The sequence below is a fragment of the Paraglaciecola sp. QJM3NY_14 genome, assembly GCF_056173245.1.
Genome location: NZ_CM149664.1, coordinates 424,182 through 440,449, shown reverse-complemented (window position 1 = coordinate 440,449; position 16,268 = coordinate 424,182). Strand labels below are relative to the sequence as shown.

15 protein-coding genes are annotated in these 16,268 nt (G+C 45.2%); 8 read left to right on the top strand and 7 right to left on the bottom strand.

The window, feature by feature from the left end:
• Positions 1 to 2 precede the first annotated feature (2 nt).
• The 6 genes from AC0VYA_RS01930 (at position 3) to AC0VYA_RS01905 (ending at position 7,291) form a co-directional block, all read left to right on the top strand.
• On the top strand, positions 3 to 2,144 hold the full coding sequence (locus AC0VYA_RS01930; RefSeq protein WP_475489888.1) for an FAD-dependent oxidoreductase: 2,142 nt from the start codon (positions 3 to 5) through the stop codon (positions 2,142 to 2,144).
• A 95-nt stretch (positions 2,145 to 2,239) separates the two neighbouring features.
• On the top strand, positions 2,240 to 3,118 hold the full coding sequence (locus AC0VYA_RS01925) for a DUF547 domain-containing protein (RefSeq protein ID WP_475489887.1): 879 nt from the start codon (positions 2,240 to 2,242) through the stop codon (positions 3,116 to 3,118).
• A gap of 88 nt (positions 3,119 to 3,206) precedes the next feature.
• Positions 3,207 to 4,322, top strand: coding sequence for an ABC transporter substrate-binding protein (locus AC0VYA_RS01920; protein ID WP_475491019.1), 1,116 nt, complete (start codon positions 3,207 to 3,209; stop codon positions 4,320 to 4,322).
• Positions 4,298 to 5,947, top strand: a complete 1,650-nt coding sequence (locus AC0VYA_RS01915; protein ID WP_475489886.1) for an ABC transporter permease family protein — start codon at positions 4,298 to 4,300, stop codon at positions 5,945 to 5,947. Before AC0VYA_RS01920 ends, AC0VYA_RS01915 begins: the two co-directional genes overlap by 25 nt.
• Positions 5,931 to 6,611: an ATP-binding cassette domain-containing protein gene (locus AC0VYA_RS01910; protein WP_475489885.1), complete on the top strand. Its 681-nt coding sequence runs from the start codon at positions 5,931 to 5,933 to the stop codon at positions 6,609 to 6,611. Before AC0VYA_RS01915 ends, AC0VYA_RS01910 begins: the two co-directional genes overlap by 17 nt.
• Positions 6,612 to 6,670: 59 nt before the next feature.
• Positions 6,671 to 7,291, top strand: coding sequence for a CDP-alcohol phosphatidyltransferase family protein (locus AC0VYA_RS01905; RefSeq protein WP_011573317.1), 621 nt, complete (start codon positions 6,671 to 6,673; stop codon positions 7,289 to 7,291).
• 6 nt (positions 7,292 to 7,297) lie between these two features.
• On the opposite strand, the gene AC0VYA_RS01900 is transcribed toward AC0VYA_RS01905, so the two are convergent.
• Positions 7,298 to 8,137: a sterol desaturase family protein gene (locus AC0VYA_RS01900; protein ID WP_475489884.1), complete on the bottom strand. Its 840-nt coding sequence runs from the start codon at positions 8,135 to 8,137 to the stop codon at positions 7,298 to 7,300.
• A gap of 122 nt (positions 8,138 to 8,259) precedes the next feature.
• On the opposite strand from AC0VYA_RS01900, the gene AC0VYA_RS01895 reads away from it, so the two are divergent.
• Positions 8,260 to 8,967: a DUF1499 domain-containing protein gene (locus AC0VYA_RS01895; protein ID WP_475489883.1), complete on the top strand. Its 708-nt coding sequence runs from the start codon at positions 8,260 to 8,262 to the stop codon at positions 8,965 to 8,967.
• 111 nt (positions 8,968 to 9,078) lie between these two features.
• Here AC0VYA_RS01895 and AC0VYA_RS01890 read toward each other — a convergent pair whose 3' ends face one another.
• On the bottom strand, positions 9,079 to 9,306 hold the full coding sequence (locus AC0VYA_RS01890; protein WP_011573314.1) for an EexN family lipoprotein: 228 nt from the start codon (positions 9,304 to 9,306) through the stop codon (positions 9,079 to 9,081).
• 284 nt (positions 9,307 to 9,590) lie between these two features.
• On the opposite strand from AC0VYA_RS01890, the gene AC0VYA_RS01885 reads away from it, so the two are divergent.
• Positions 9,591 to 10,151 (top strand): porin family protein, encoded by a 561-nt coding sequence (locus tag AC0VYA_RS01885; protein ID WP_011573313.1) that lies wholly within the window; start codon positions 9,591 to 9,593, stop codon positions 10,149 to 10,151.
• An 81-nt stretch (positions 10,152 to 10,232) separates the two neighbouring features.
• On the opposite strand, the gene AC0VYA_RS01880 is transcribed toward AC0VYA_RS01885, so the two are convergent.
• From AC0VYA_RS01880 to AC0VYA_RS01860, 5 genes are all read right to left on the bottom strand, one after another.
• Complete coding sequence (locus tag AC0VYA_RS01880; RefSeq protein ID WP_011573312.1) at positions 10,233 to 10,661, bottom strand: acyl-CoA thioesterase; 429 nt, start codon at positions 10,659 to 10,661, stop codon at positions 10,233 to 10,235.
• Positions 10,662 to 10,715: 54 nt separating this feature from the next.
• Entirely contained in the window at positions 10,716 to 11,564 is an 849-nt protein-coding gene (locus tag AC0VYA_RS01875; RefSeq protein WP_473477746.1) for a hypothetical protein, read from the bottom strand.
• 826 nt (positions 11,565 to 12,390) lie between these two features.
• Positions 12,391 to 13,242: a universal stress protein gene (locus AC0VYA_RS01870; RefSeq protein WP_475489882.1), complete on the bottom strand. Its 852-nt coding sequence runs from the start codon at positions 13,240 to 13,242 to the stop codon at positions 12,391 to 12,393.
• A 10-nt stretch (positions 13,243 to 13,252) separates the two neighbouring features.
• Positions 13,253 to 14,743, bottom strand: a complete 1,491-nt coding sequence (locus tag AC0VYA_RS01865; protein ID WP_475489881.1) for a SulP family inorganic anion transporter — start codon at positions 14,741 to 14,743, stop codon at positions 13,253 to 13,255.
• A 291-nt stretch (positions 14,744 to 15,034) separates the two neighbouring features.
• Entirely contained in the window at positions 15,035 to 16,216 is a 1,182-nt protein-coding gene (locus AC0VYA_RS01860) for a BaiN/RdsA family NAD(P)/FAD-dependent oxidoreductase (RefSeq protein ID WP_475489880.1), read from the bottom strand.
• Positions 16,217 to 16,268: the final 52 nt, after the last annotated feature.

The window sequence follows — 16,268 nt, the reverse complement described above, 5'->3', positions numbered from 1 at the left end:
AAATGAATAGTAAACGTGCAATATTAGTCATCGTCATTGCTGCGCTCATCGCCAGCTTTTTTGTCTTTGACCTGAATCAATACCTCACACTTGAGAGCCTTAAAAACAATCAGCAAGATCTTGCGCAATATATTGAAGCGAACTGGTTGGTCGCATTTGTTGGCTACTTGGCCATTTATGCTGCAGCCACCGCCTTGAGTGTACCTGGGGCAGCTATTCTTACATTAGGCGCAGGTGCCTTATTCGGCTTCGGCTGGGGCTTATTATTAGCCTCATTCGCTTCAAGCATTGGTGCAACCTTGGCCTTCTTAGCGTCGCGTTTCTTATTGCGGGATTGGGTAAAAAGTACCTTCTCGAAAAAGCTAGAATCTATCGATAAAGGCATCGAAAAAGACGGTGCGTTCTACTTATTGAGCTTACGTTTAGTGCCTATCTTCCCGTTTTTTATCATCAACCTAGTGATGGGTGTGACGGGTATAAAAACGTGGACTTACTACTGGGTTAGCCAATTGGGCATGTTGATTGGCACTGCCGTTTATGTGAATGCAGGTACTCAATTAGTCGAAATTAACCAGTTGTCAGACATTATCTCAACGGATTTAATCCTTTCGTTTGTACTATTAGGCATATTCCCGATTTTGGCTAAGTTTATTTTAAGTGCGCTGCAACAACGCCGTGTTTACAAAGGCTGGAAAAAACCCAAGAAATTCGATCGTAACCTAGTGGTTATCGGTGCAGGTTCGGCTGGTTTGGTAACGGCTTATATTGCCGCGGCCATTAAATCTAAAGTGACCTTGGTTGAGCGTCATAAAATGGGCGGCGACTGTTTGAATACGGGTTGCGTGCCTTCTAAAAGTATATTGCACGCCAGTAAGCTAGCGCATATTCATCACACTTCGCAAAACGCGGGTGTCACCTATGATGCCCCAAAAATTGATTTTAAAGCGGTCATGAACAAGGTTCACAACGTGATTAAATCCATTGAGCCACACGATTCTGTTGAGCGTTATGAATCGCTGGGAGTAAATGTCGCCATAGGTAATGCTACCATCGTGTCGCCTTGGCAGGTGGATATTCAAACCGAGAACGGTGTTGAATCATTAACCACGCGCAATATTGTTATTGCCACAGGCGCCCGTGCATTTGTACCAGATATTCCAGGTTTGAAAGACATCGACTATTTAACCGCTGATAACCTTTGGGAAATCACCGAGCAGCCTAGACGTATGATAGTACTAGGCGGCGGCCCAATTGGTTGCGAACTGTCTCAAGCATTTGGTCGTTTAGGCACCCATGTCACGCAAATCGAACGCGGCGACCAAGTATTGAGCAAAGAAGACCCAGATGCAGCGAAGCACTTACAAATTCAACTCGAAAAAGACGGCATCGACTTGCGCCTGAACACCAGCGCCATGGCAGTTGAAACCACCAGCGAAGGCAATGTGTTAGTGGTTGAGTTTGAAGGTAAAGAAGAGCGTATCCCGTTCGATAAGATATTGGTGGCTGTGGGCCGCCAAGCGAACCTAACGGGCTTCGGTTTAGAAAAACTTGGTATCGAGACTGACCGTACTGTTATCACCAATGACTTTTTACAAACCAAGTACCCAAATATTTTGGCGGCAGGCGATGTCGCCGGGCCTTATCAGTTTACTCACACCGCCAGTCACCAAGCTTGGTATGCAGCGGTCAACGCGTTATTTAGACCCTTTAAAATATTTAAGGTGGACTACAGTGTTATTCCTTGGGCAACCTTTGCGGAGCCAGAAATTGCCACGGTAGGGTTAAATGAAATGTCTGCTAAGCAACAAGGCATTGAAGTAGAGGTCACACGTTACGATATTGGCGGTCTTGACCGTGCATTAGCTGACGATCATGCACGGGGTTTTGTTAAAGTGCTCACTAAGCCTGGTAAAGATAAGATTTTGGGTGCCACCATAGTCGGTGCCAATGCGGGTGAATTACTGGCAGAGTTCGTTTTAGCCATGAAACACGGCCTTGGTTTAAACAAGATTTTGGGGACTATCCATATTTACCCTACTATGGCTGAAGCGAATAAAAACGTCGCAGGGAACTGGAAGAAAGATCACGCACCGCAAAAAGTACTCGACTTCCTTGAACGCTTCCACACGTGGCGTCGCAAGTAAGGCATCGATTGCTTAGAAGTTACTTATAAGATAACGGGCGTGCTGCAATTATTAACATACGCTCCGTAATTTAAATAAATCTAACGGGGAAGTGTATGCATACTCCATCAAACCAAGTTACACGTTTGATTCGATATACCCTAACGGCAGGTAGTTTGCTACTTGCCTCATTTTCGTTCGTGTTACACGCTGCAGAATTCGATCACAGCTATGCTAATTTTGATCAACTATTAACCCAAGTAGTGCAAACGTCTGACGATAAGAAGCAAACCCGAGTGGACTATCAACGATTATCAGTACAAAAAGATACTTTGCACATATCGTTAAATGCATTTTCTGCTGTCAGTAAAAGCCAGTTTGACGGATGGGACAAGCAGCAACAACTGAGCTTTCTAATCAATGCATATAATGGTTTTACCCTGAAGCTGATTGTCGATAACTGGGAAGAGTTTAAGCAAGGGGATGCTGACTCAATTCGCGACCTAGGTAGTTTATTCACCACTCCGTGGGAAAAGAAGTTCTTCACTTTGTTTAATGAAAAACACAACTTAGACGATATCGAACACGAAATGGTGCGTAAATGGTTTAAAGAGCCACGTATTCATGCCGCCCTAGTTTGTGCAGCGGTGTCATGCCCACCACTGCGTAGTGAGGCATTCGTAGCAACCACGTTGACAGCCCAACTTGATAGTCAAATGCAGCTGTTTTTAGCAGACAATAGCCGCAATGAGATAAAGGTACATGGCCAAAAGGGTGAAGCGTCTTTATCGTCAATATTTAAATGGTATCGCGGCGACTTTGAAAAAGGCGACCAGGGTTTCAATTCATTATTCGATTTGCTCAATGACTACAGCGATGCACTCGTCGAGGGAGACAGTAATCCACAAGAGCAGCGCAATTTAATCAAGAGCGCTGACTACCCTATTACATTCAAGGATTACGACTGGCGTTTAAATGATGTGGCTAACTTCTAAATTGACGCGCTTTTTTACCCACCTTAAAGTATCTGTTGGGGCCAAGATAGTACTGCTATTGGCAGCCTTGGCAGCGCCATCTGTGGCGATGGGAAATGACGCGTTAAACGACCTTAAGGGTAATCAAGCTAGCCCGCGCGAAAGCAGCAAGCAGTGGCAGCAAACCTTAGCCACTGCCCGCGGCGACACAGTGTACTTTTATGCTTGGGGTGGTTCAAAACCCGTCAATGACTATTTACGCTGGGCAGCCCGGGAAATTGCCAGTCGATATAAGGTACGTTTGCGTCACGTTAAAGTAGCCGATATCAGCGAAGCGGTTAGTAGGTTAAAAGCAGAAGATGGCAGCAAAAGTGCTATCGATTTGCTGTGGATAAATGGTGAAAACTTTAGCTACCTAAAAGAACAAGAATTGTTATTAGGGGGGCTGACAAACGCTGTCCCCAATAGTGCGCTGCTGGCTACTGAGCAGCTGTCGTTGCGCAACGACTTTGGTGTCCCTATGGATGGCTTCGAAATACCTTGGGGCGTAGGGCAATTCAATATTATTGCCAATGAAAACGTCTTTGCTCAGATAAGCGTTACCCCAGTTGATATTCTTAGCGCAGCGAAGCAACAACCCGGCCGCATGAGTTACCCGCGCCCGCCTGAATTTCATGGCACTACTTTTTTGAAACAGCTTTTAGTGGCGCTTAGTCATAATGATAAACGTTTATTCGAGCTTGCTACACCTGAATCCCAGCAGCAGTTGCTGCCTGCATTATGGGATTACCTTGATAAACTGCACCCACTATTATGGCAAAAAGGCAGTGCATTCCCTAGCTCAAACACAGAGCAACTGGCACTTTTTCAACAAGATCAACAGACAATCGCCGTTAGTTTTAACCCCAATCAAATAAGCAAAGAGCAAGATGAAATGCGTATTCCTCAATCTGCAAAACGTGTGTACTTTGCGGGCGGCGCTATTACTAACAGCCATAACCTTGCCATTCCCAAAGGGGCGCAAAGTCCAGCAGGCGCGAAAGTGGTGATCCATTTTCTATTGAGCGAGTTAGCCCAAGAGCGCAAGCTTAATGGTACCTGGGGGGACCCTGCAGTCATAACGCCATTACTGGATAAAGCCTCAACATTACCCTCTCAGCAAGAATTACACAGTTCTTGGCAACAAATCATTGAAGATACATGGCAACAAAGATACGGCGCTTAACCCTTGTTGTTGGCTGGCTGCTTGTTGCATTAGTCGCAGGGCTGCCCGTTTTTGGTATCGTGCTGGGCTTATGGCTCTCGCCGCCAATTTCATGGGAGCACGTTAGCGTATTTTTTGCTTACAACGGCCTCCTGTCATCAGTTTTAAGTTCTCTGCTGCTTTCATTCCTCGCGCCGATCATTGCGCTGTATGTGGCATTTACCGTATACAGCCAGTATCGTTTTAACCCCCGCTGGCAAGCCTTAGAGCAACGCCTCGCCCCTTTGCTGTCACTCCCTCATTTAGCGGTAGCTCTAGGCATAGTCTACCTCTTTAGTTCAGGGGGAATGTTGTGGAGTGCACTTTGGGAGCTCGCTGGGAGCACACCACCTGAGTGGCTTGGCGTTGGACGTAAAAGTATGTTGACCATGTTAATTGCTATCAGCATAAAAGAAGTGCCCTTCTTTTTATTTATATTCAGCGCTCTGGGTCGCCAGCTGGCGATTAAAGATTGGTTATTACAAGGTCGAGCACTTGGCTACAGTGAAAGTGCCAGTTGGTGGTTGTTGGTGTTCCCTACCGTATTAAAGCAGTCTCGGTTAGCCTTACTTGCAGCGATGGCTTTTACCTTGTCGGTACTGGACGTTAGCCTACTGATTGGCCCCAATATTCCCGAACTTTACGCGGTCGTATTATATAACTGGCAAACTGGCTTCACCGCAGCTGAGCAAGCAATGGCCTTTCTTGGCAATCTGCTTTTATTGGTCATGCTTGGCGTGTTAGTCGCGGCTATTTATACTCATGAATGGTTCGCCATAAAGCGAATTCGCACGCTTGCCATTATGGCCAACCCATTGAAAATCACTCGCTTTGCTCGGGTATTCACTGCGTGGTTGGGGCTTTTTAGTTTATTAACCTTAGTGATATTACTCACCTTTTTACTGTGGTCCTTAGGCTGGAATACGCAAAGTCCCTTTAACGCAACGAGTTGGTCTACCGCGTTATGGCAAGATGAATGGTTTTTCATGCAAGCGCCATTGCTGAACAGCTTAAACATTGCTTTTTTTAGCAGTATTGTGGGTGTGGCAATGACCGTAATTGCCCTAGAGCTGCAGCGACAAAGCAAACGCTATTTACCCGATTATATGTGGTTACTGGCAATACTATTGCCCCAGCTAAGCATGGTGTACGGGTGGCAAATTGCTCACACCGATATGAGCGCGAGTTACAATACGGCTTGGATAGTCCTCTCGCATTTACCCTTCACCTTTGCTTACAGCTACTTAGTGCTTCGCGGGCCGTTTCAAAGTCTGGATCGGCATTATGAGTTGGTTGCTGCCAGTTTCGGCTATTCTTATTGGCAACGTTGGTGGCAAGTACGTTTCATGTTGCTTCGCCCTGCTCTGATAAGCGCATTAGCCATCGCGTTTTCGGTCAGTGTTGCGCAATACATTCCCACCCTAATGATGGGAGCCGGGCGAGTATCCACCATCACCACTGAGGCAGTCGCAATTGCTTCAGGAAACGAGCAAAGCATCACGGCGGTCTACCTGTTAGTGCAAGCTTTACTGCCGTTTGTAGCCTTTTTCATCGCCAGTGTGCTGGCTCAACGTCTTCGAGGAAGTTACGATGCTGCGCATCAATAATTGCCAAATAAACACCGTTAGTGGGCAGATTTCCTTGCCCGATATAACACTCGAGCAAGGTGAGTTACTGGTGCTTACTGGCCCAAGCGGTATGGGCAAGTCGACATTTTTGCACTGGTTGTTAGGTGATAAGATTCAGCATGCCAACATCAGTGGTGAAATTATCCTGAACGAACAAGCGATTAACGACCTGAACGTTGAGCAGCGTGGCATCGGTTTATTAATGCAAGACGTGCATCTTTTTCCGCATTTGAATGTGGTAGACAATATCTGCTTTGCACTACCCGCAGCGGGTAAAAATCAGCAAGGTAAAAAACAGAATAAACAGCAGCGCCGTAAAACCGCGATAAATATGCTCGATAAGATTGAGCTGGGTTATGTGGCTGAACATTTCAGCGATCAATTAAGTGGTGGCGAGCGCTCTCGCGTTGGCTTGGTGCGTGCGCTAGCGAATCAACCGCAAGCCTTATTGATGGATGAACCCTTCGCTGCACTTGACCCAAACACGAATGCTAAGGTAAGTCAGTGGGCATTTGAGCAACTGCAACAGCAAGGAGTGCCTAGCATCATGGTGAGTCACGATATCGACAATATTCCTGCTCATGCTCAACATATAGATTTAGGGGCATACTTTCAAAGCGCATCACACGCTAAGCGCAACTAATAACGTATACTCGACTCTATGGGTCTGCCCTCTAGCGGCCCATAAACATAAGGTAAAGCATGCTAGACCCTATTTTAAATAAACTGTTGAAAAAGCCTCTGTGCAGTGCGGCCAAACAATTAATCAAACGCGGAGCAACCGCCGATTCGGTGACAGTAGCCGGCTTTGTTATTGGCATACTTGCGGTGCCGGCCATTATTTATGGTCAATATGTACTGGCGTTGTGCTTGATCTTACTAAATCGCCTGGGCGACGGATTAGACGGCGCAATCGCCAGAGAGACATCCCCTTCAGACGCTGGGGGCTTTTTGGATATCACCTTAGATTTCATATTCTATTCAGCCATCGTGTTCGCTTTTGTCTGCGCCAACCCGGTGGACAACGCCATAGCTGGCAGCTTTTTGATGCTGTCATTTATGGGCACAGGTGGCAGCTTTTTGGCCTTTGCCATTATGGCCAGCAAACATGGCATCGACAGCCCTAACTACCCACAGAAAAGCTTGCACTACATGGGCGGTTTAGCAGAAGGCTTTGAAACCATTCTAGTGCTGTGCTTATTTTGCTTATTCCCGAGTCAATTTGTATTGATAGCATCGGTATTTGCTGCAATCTGCTGGCTTACCGCGATCATTCGAATTTGGGTGGGTTATCACACCTTAGTGGCCACTAAAGACAGCTAGCTCTTTTTAGCGGCGCTCTTTTTGGCGACGCTCTTTTTGGCAACGCTCTTTTTCAGGTGTGTGTCTAAATGGCATCATGAGTACGGTACCGATGCCCGTATTATTACTTTCTTTGTCGTACTCATTTAAGCCAAGCGTTAAGCCGTCATCACCGGCTTTAGCTTGGCGTGTGTAGCTGTGGAATAGTCGATCCCAAACAGACAAACAAAAACCAAAATTACTATCGGTTTCCTTTACTACCTGGCTATGATGAATGCGATGCATGGCTTGAGTCACAATCACCTTTCGCAACGGCGTTTCCAACCAGTTGGGCAGCTTTATGTTGCTGTGATTAAAAATAGCACTGGCATTGAGCACAATCTCAAAAACTAAAATGGCTATGACCGGCACACCTAATAAAAGGATACCAAGTCCCTTAACCAATAAACTCAAGGCAATTTCGATAGGGTGAAAACGTAAGCCTGTTGATGCATCGAGGTGGGGGTCAGCATGATGTACCCGATGTAAACGCCACAACAATGGCACCCGATGAAAAACGCGGTGCTGCCAATAAATCAGGCAATCAAGGGCGATAACCGCTAAGGTAACAGCCGCCCATTCAGGCACAGGCAATATATTCAATACGCCGAATTGCCGCTCATCAGCATAAATTGCCACGACAGCTAGGCCTGCTGGTGCCAATAACCTGCCGGTTAGCGCGCCGCAAAGAACCAAGAAAAAATTACTCGACCAGCGTTTGTAGCGCGCGACAGGTGACACCCGATTTGGCAATAGTGCTTCCCAAATCATCATGACGGCCAACACTAATATAAAGGTGCCCATCCGCAACCAGGCTTCATTTTGCATACTTATCCACTTTAATATTTATTAGAAAGTTAAGTCCAAAAACTGTTACTGATAGTATTAGGTTGTTCATATATCATGAGTTCATAAATTTACGGTACTATAATAACAACGGAGAACACCCTATGAAGACCTTGGTTAGCTTAGTTAGCTTCCTGGCTATTTTGCTTGTCGCCCTTCCTGGCCCCCTTTACAAATTTGGTATACTCGAGTTAGGCACTGCTTTTGCTGCATTACGCTTCGGTGTATACGCCGGTATCGCAGCATTAGTTTTGATCCTTATCCAGATTATTTTTATGCGTAAAAATATTAGCTGGGCAGGTGTTGCTGTGTCAGCGGTGTTGGCATTAATCGCTGTTGGTTTACCTATGAGCATGATGAGTAAAGCGAAATCAGTCCCACCAATTCATGATATTTCTACAGATTTGGTTAACCCACCTAAGTTTGTAGCAATTGTTGCTTTGCGTGCAGACGCGCCTAACCCGGTCGAGTATGCAGGTGAAGAAACCGCTAAACAGCAGCGTGACGCTTACCCAGAACTGACAACGCAAAAATATAGCCAAAGCACCGAACAGTTGTTTGATGCAACACAAGCTGCGATCAATGATTTGGGTTGGGAATTAGTCAACTCAGACAAATCACTAGGGCTTGTTGAAGCAACAGATACCACTGGCTGGTTCGGTTTTAAAGATGACGTTGTTGTACGTATTCGTACCACAGGCGAAGAAAGCTTCCTTGATGTACGCAGTAAATCCCGCGTAGGTAAAAGCGATTTGGGTAAAAATGCTGAGCGTATTCACTCGCTAATCGAAGCTATAAACAGCAAGCTTTAATTCTTGCCCTCTCATCTGCAGACGCTTGATAATGCAAGATGATAAAAAAACGCCCAGCGATGTGTTTTCATCGCTGGGCGTTTGTACAACTTAACAATATTTCGAAGCAGTTTAGTTACCAAGTAAACCTTTCATCACATTATTCAGAATTTGCTTCTGTGCTTCAGTGGCATTTTGGCACTCTTCGGTTTTCACTTCTTCACCTTTCATGAGTTTCTCTGTGCACGTTGCGAGTACTTCGCTTAACAGTTCAGGATCATCGACCAAATCCTCTACTGACGGTGTACCGCAAGCGGAAAGACCGCACACTAAAGGCAGTATCAACATATATTTTTTCATTTTTTCTTCCTTAAATTCCCGATGATTAAAACGCTGTACGTTCGGGTTTAACGCCAGCTTAGGTTCACAACTAATTGAAAAATCGAGCGTTACATATCCCTTAACAATTCTTCACGTTTAGATACTAAAAAAACATCTAAAAAATTACAACGTTTTCTATTGAAAATCAGCTGCTTAACATCATCTATTAAGCGCAGGACAGAAGTAGTTTTTATTGTCTGATTAGGTGTCTCTAATCCACTACTTTTGTTGCTCACTCAGTTAATTTTTATTAAGGAATTTCAATGAAAGCTTCAAAAATTGCTTTATTAGCAGCGACCGTTATTTCCGTTCCTACTGCTTACGCAGCCTCTCCTGACTTCAACTATGTTGAAGGCGGTTATGCAAAGATTGATGTAGACAACAGCGACTACGAGCCAGATGGCTTCAAAGTTTCTGGTTCTGCATTGGTAGGTAAAAATGTTTTTGTGAATGGCTCGTACACAGACACCTCTGATGAAATCAACAACAGTGATATTGACTTTAACCAGCTTAGTTTAGGTATTGGTTATCGTATGGCAGCATCAAGTAATACGGATGTATACGGTGTAGTCAGTTATGAAGAAGCTGAACTAGAGGATTATGATGAAAATGGATACGGCTTAACAGCGGGCATTCGCTCACGTGTAACACCAAATATCGAATTAGATGGCGGCGTATCCTATATCGATTTAGACGACGATGATGATACGTACCTTAATTTAGGCGCCAGTTACTACTTCACTCCCGAAGCTGCGGTGAGCGTGTCTTATCGTACGTCCGATGACAACGATATTATGGGTGTCTCTGCTCGTTATTCATTCTAGTTAGAGGACTTTTTCTTTCTGACGTCACAGCGACAGGGATCCTGTCGCTGTTTACATCAGTGCAACTGGCTATACAGAGACTTAGAAATTCTCTAACACGTAATCTGGCAATTCGTCTTCTGATGGCAATGGCATCGGTACACCTTTATCATCAATCGCAACAAATTTAAATTGTCCTTGGGTGACCTTCTCTCGCAAACCTATTCTATCGCGTCTTACCCATGCTTCAACGTTGATCACCATAGATGTGCGCCCTAACTTAACAACCCGGGTATACAAACCTAGAATATCCCCGACGTGCACAGGACGGATAAAGCTCATGCTCTCTACTGACACTGTGACTACGCGCCCTTGAGCTCGTTGCCCTGCACATATGCCTGCCGCAATATCCATTTGGGATAATACCCAGCCACCAAATATATCCCCAGCTGCATTCGTATCAGCTGGCATAGCGAGAGTTCGAGTGGTGAGTTTACCGAGAGCCTGTTCTTCTTGCGCTTCTTCTTGCATTTCGCTGCCTGTATCAAGATTTAATGGGGATTTTAGTCAGATTGTAGCATTAAATTACGGTTCAATTTGATACCAAAGAGCGGCATTTTTCAACGGTGTGCGTGCAGGCAGTAAAGGGTTTGGTAAATCAATCACAATTCGCTCAGACAAATTAGATTTATCAATTAACCATTGATTGTGCTTTTCAAACATCAGGTCAAAGGAGCCATCTTCAATGGCGATTTGTAAACCACGCTCTATGTCTGCAGCAAGTTCCTTATTATTCGGATTAACGAAATAATAAAGCGCAGCGGGATAACGCAGCAATAAGCGTTTCTCCACTGCAAGGTTGTATTGAGGTCTAGCATCTAATTCACTCCAGATTTCGATAAGCGAACGCGGGAAAAAATCGAATCGCTCACCGTCTAACATCACAAACAGGCGCTCATACATAGAAGACGACATCACATCTATCCCGCTGCTGTTCATAATATAGGTGTCTGGCCAATCGTGTACTTGCCCTGCAGTGAATTTTTGTAAACCAGCTAAACTATTGATCTGCTCAAATCGTCTCTCGTTTCCGGCATGAACCAAAAATAAACGCCAACCAATTAAGCCTTTATAAATAGGAATTCTAACGGGCTCGAAAGCCTCTTCTCGCTCTTTGCTGGTCATGGTCCACACAATATCAGGCGCATTTTGAGTACCGACCATACGCAGTGCTCTACTTTGGTTCATTAACCCTTTGCTCGGTTTCAATCTATAAGGTTTGCCCAATTTGCTTATCGCTAGCTCTAATAACCGCACAGGGTAAATAGGACGATGATCATCTACTGACAGTGGCTTAGGGTATAAAATGGTTGTTACGGGTTCGGCGAGTGCATCACCATTATAAAATAATAAGAGTACACACTGCACAGCCATACACAGCAATTTCTTATTCAGCGTGTAAAACAAACAAAGCCTTTCTAGGTAATTAAATATAGCCATTGATAGTAAGGGGATCGTAAAAAACATCGTAGTGTTTATTCCCTGATTACGCAGTACGTTTGCGGCCAATAAAGCCTAAGAAGCAGAATAAATAGTACATATAACAACCACAAACCTTAAGAATACACTACTTTTTAATTTAGTCGTTTTAATCGAAATATCAACTTCATGACTAAGAGTAATTATCTATTGGTGATAATGGCTTAACCCTCAAAGTAGTAGTGCCAGTTAGTGGGGTTTGGTACTAGTGGTACTCGCGAATTCGACTCCAAAGTGCACCACTCGCTAACCTAAGCTGCGCGGCGTAGTTCATTCAAGTTCAGTGATCGCACATGGCTGCTTGTCTGATGAAATCCGAACCTATTACTCGAAACCGTCAGATTAGATGCAAGCTACTACAGCTTATTTTGTATGCACTAAACGATTCTGTCGTAGTCGCTAATGACCCAGGGGAATTGAAGGTTATCTTTAACCGTGTTCTGTGAATGTTTTATTTGTGCATTTGAGGAATGCTATGGCCTGAATCTGTTGCACCTCGCCGAGATGCTTGAGACTCACGAACACATTGTTGTAAAGCATGGAGACTGCATAAGGCGGTACATGATATTTATCATGTAAAACGGGCCAAGCGGAGGCGTAGTCGAGTTCACAAACGCATAGAGCGAATAGAAGTAGCTGGGTTAAGGCGCTAGTCACAGTTAGCGCCTGATAGGATGAGCAAGCAGTGCGCAATAACTATGCTTATTGCGCACTGAGTAGGTTATCGTAAAACAATCAGCGGGATATTCGTTGTTTCCAGCATTTTTAACGTATTGCTACCAACAAAAAGTTGTCGCAATCTTGAGTGACCAAATGCCCCCATGACTAACAATTCAATGTTATTCGCTTTCTGATATTTCAACAGCTCCTCTTTAATATTGCCCTCTAGAAAAGCAGTAGCCACATTTAAGCCTCGCTCTGCTAATTGCGATGCAGCACTATCAAACTTAGCTTTAAGACCGGATTCATTATTTTTTATCGCCACCAAATGACAATCAATACCATGCAAGAGGCCGCCATCCAGCACTTTTTGCAACGCCCTATCAGCAGACTCACGTCCGTCATAAGCAATCATAAATGACGTAGGGGGCGAGAACTCTTCAGGAACAATGAGCACTGGCTGGGATACTGTTCGCAGCAGTGTCTCAAGGTGAGAGCCAATGGCTTTAAATTCGTTGTCGTGATCCACACCTTTACGGCCAATAACAATCAAACGGATCTCGCTCTCGACCTCAATTATCGCCTCAACAATATCGCCATGGCGTTGCATAGACTCCACCGTTTCTATGCCTGTTGAACGCGCATCAGACACGACTGATTCAAGTAGTTCACTTCCAAGTTGTAGCGCAACTTTACTCTTTTGCTCATCCAGTTTGGTCATCTCTTCTAACAATGAAGAACGTGCACCAAGACCAATAGCCCCCGTATAATCATCAGCGCCATGTTGATGCGTTTTCTCTATTGTATGGAGAAAGCATAACGCCTTTGCCAGCTTGGTTGCGGCCCATTTACCCGCTCTGACAACAGCAGGCGTCATTCCAGAGCCGTCAATACAAGTCATTATTTTTCTCATCGCTTATCTCCTAGTGACCACCCATCAGCTTTTCAACTTCCGCCGGATCGTTATGTACCCCAAACTTATCGACGACAGTTTCTGTCGCTTCGTTCATCCCTACAACCGAGACCGTAGCGCCCTCACGACGGAATTTAACGACGACTCTGTCCAGTGCATTCACGGCAGTAATATCCCAGAAGTGTGCGTGATTAAGATCTATCACAACGGTATTTACGACCTCTTTAAAATCAAACGAAGCAATGAATTGCTCTGAGGAAGCAAAGAATACCTGCCCAATGACTTCATACTTACGGGTCTTGTCAGGTTCAAAGTAATATGACTTAACAGCCATGAACCGTCCAATTTTGTTTGCGAAGAACAGGGTTGCAAGCAGAACACCGACTAGCACCCCAATTGCGAGATTGTGTGTTGCCACAACAACTACGACAGTGCTTATCATTACAATATTGGAAGAGAGCGGGTGCTTGCCTAACTCTTTTACAGATGTCCAAGAGAAGGTTCCGATTGCAACCATTATCATTACGGCGACTAATGCGGCCATTGGGATCTGACGAAGCCACTCATCCAACACGAGTACCATAAACAGCAAAAATGTACCGGCGACAAAACTCGACAGTCTCCCACGACCACCGGACTTTACATTGATGATAGACTGTCCAATCATGGCACACCCTGCCATGCCACCAAACAAACCTGCACCAATATTAGCAATCCCCTGACCTTTACATTCCTTGTTTCTATCACTGCTAGTGTCGGTTAAATCATCAACAATGGTTGCTGTCATCATTGACTCCAGCAAACCTACTACAGCAAGACCCGCGGCATAAGGGAGGACTATCAATAGCGTTTCAAGATTCAACGGCACATCCGGCCACAAAAATATCGGTAATGTGTCAGGAAGCTCTCCCATATCACCCACGGTACGTATGTCTAACCCTGTAACAATAGCAACAATAGTCAGTGTAACAATACACACGAGTGGCGAAGGAATGGCTTTGCCTATAACAGGAAGGTAAGGGAACAAATATATAATCCCAAGGCCAGCGGCGGTCATAACGTACACATGATAAGTCACGTTGGTCAGTTCGGGTAATTGCGCCATAAATATCAGAATGGCGAGAGCATTAACAAATCCTGTAACGACCGACCGTGATACAAACCGCATCAACTCACCCAAGCGCAAAAAGCCAGCCATAATCTGTAACACACCTGTAAGCAGTGTGGCGGCTAACAAATACTCGAGACCGTGCTCTTTCACTAATGTCACCATTAAGAGCGCCATTGCGCCTGTGGCAGCCGAAATCATACCGGGTCTTCCGCCAACAAAAGAAATGATGACCGCGATGCAAAACGATGCGTATAAACCTACTTTGGGGTCAACACCCGCAATAATAGAAAAGGCGATGGCTTCGGGAATGAGGGCTAATGCCACAACAATACCCGCAAGCACATCACCACGAATATTAGAGAGCCAATCTCTCTTTACGTGTTCAAACATGCAAAGTTACCTAAACTGTTTTCCTCAAATAGAGGAGAATAAAATTATGTAAAAATAAGTCTCGCGAGGGACGCGATGAAATTGCTCATCAAACTGAGCAGAAGATAGTCAGAGGGGGAAGCCTAGGGCGGCGTAAGTGTCAAGTTTGACTCCATGTGATTTCAGATTCGAGGATCATACATGACATAAATGTCAGGATCCACAATCTCGTCCAAGAAGAGTCTACAGCAACGTTGTTTCCTATATTGCTTGTTCAATTGACCCGAGTAATGTGGATATGACAGACCAAAATCAAACCACCTGCCCTGCTACATACCCGCTACTCCAAGCCCACTGGAAGTTATAGCCCCCTAACCAGCCTGTAACGTCCATGACTTCGCCGATGAAGTACAGGCCTTTCACATCTTTAGCTTCCATGGTTTTTGATGATAGAGAATCGGTGTCTACGCCGCCGAGCGTAACTTCTGCGGTGCGATAGCCTTCAGTGCCATTGGGTTTTAACTGCCATTGATGAAAGGCTTGTGCAACGTCATTTAGGCTCTTACCTTGGTACTGTTTTAGGGGCTTATTCTCAATGCTTAAGTACGGCAGCACAGTTTGTACATAACGTTTGGGGTAAAACGCCGCTAGGGCATTACTAAGCAGCACATCCGGCTGACTTTGTTGAGCTTTTTGCAGCTCCTCATGCAGGTCGCCGTTGGGGTACAAGTCGAAATCTACGGCTTGGCCTGGCTCCCAAAAAGAGGATATTTGCAGCACGGCTGGGCCACTTAAGCCTCTGTGGGTAAATAAGATATTTTCATTAAAGCTAGAGTCATTACAACTAGCGCTAGCATCAAGGGAAATACCGCTTAGCTCGGCGAGTACACTCTTATCTTGTTCATGCAACGTGAACGGCACCAAGCCAGCGCGAGTCGGTTTAACGGCTAAACCAAATTGCTCAGCGACTTTGTATCCAAAAGGACTGGCACCCAGCTTCGGCATAGAAAGCCCGCCGGTGGCAATAACCAGCGATTCACATTGGTATTCACCTTTACTGGTTTGCAAAGTAAAGCCAGCATCTGTTTTATCGATTTGCAGCACATCACATTGATTGGTGACTGTCGCGCCTGCTTTATCACACTCGCTCAATAGCATGTTGAGAATGTCTTTAGCGCTGTCATCACAAAACAACTGACCCAAGGTTTTTTCATGGTAGGCAATGCCGTATTCGGCCACCAGACTGATAAAATCCCATTGAGTATATTGGCTCAAGGCTGATTTACAGAAGTGCTTGTTATCACAAAGAAAGTTCTCATGGGAGGCATACATATTGGTGAAGTTACAGCGACCACCGCCAGACATTAGAATTTTGCCACCGATGCGCTTAGCATGGTCGAGTACTGCCACACTACGCCCACGTTTGCCCGCTTGCGCTGCGCAAAATAAACCTGCGGCACCTGCACCTATGACGACTACGTCTACTTTCTTCACGTTACTGCCTGTTATTTTAGGGGATGTATTTCGCGCGGAGTATAAAGAATTT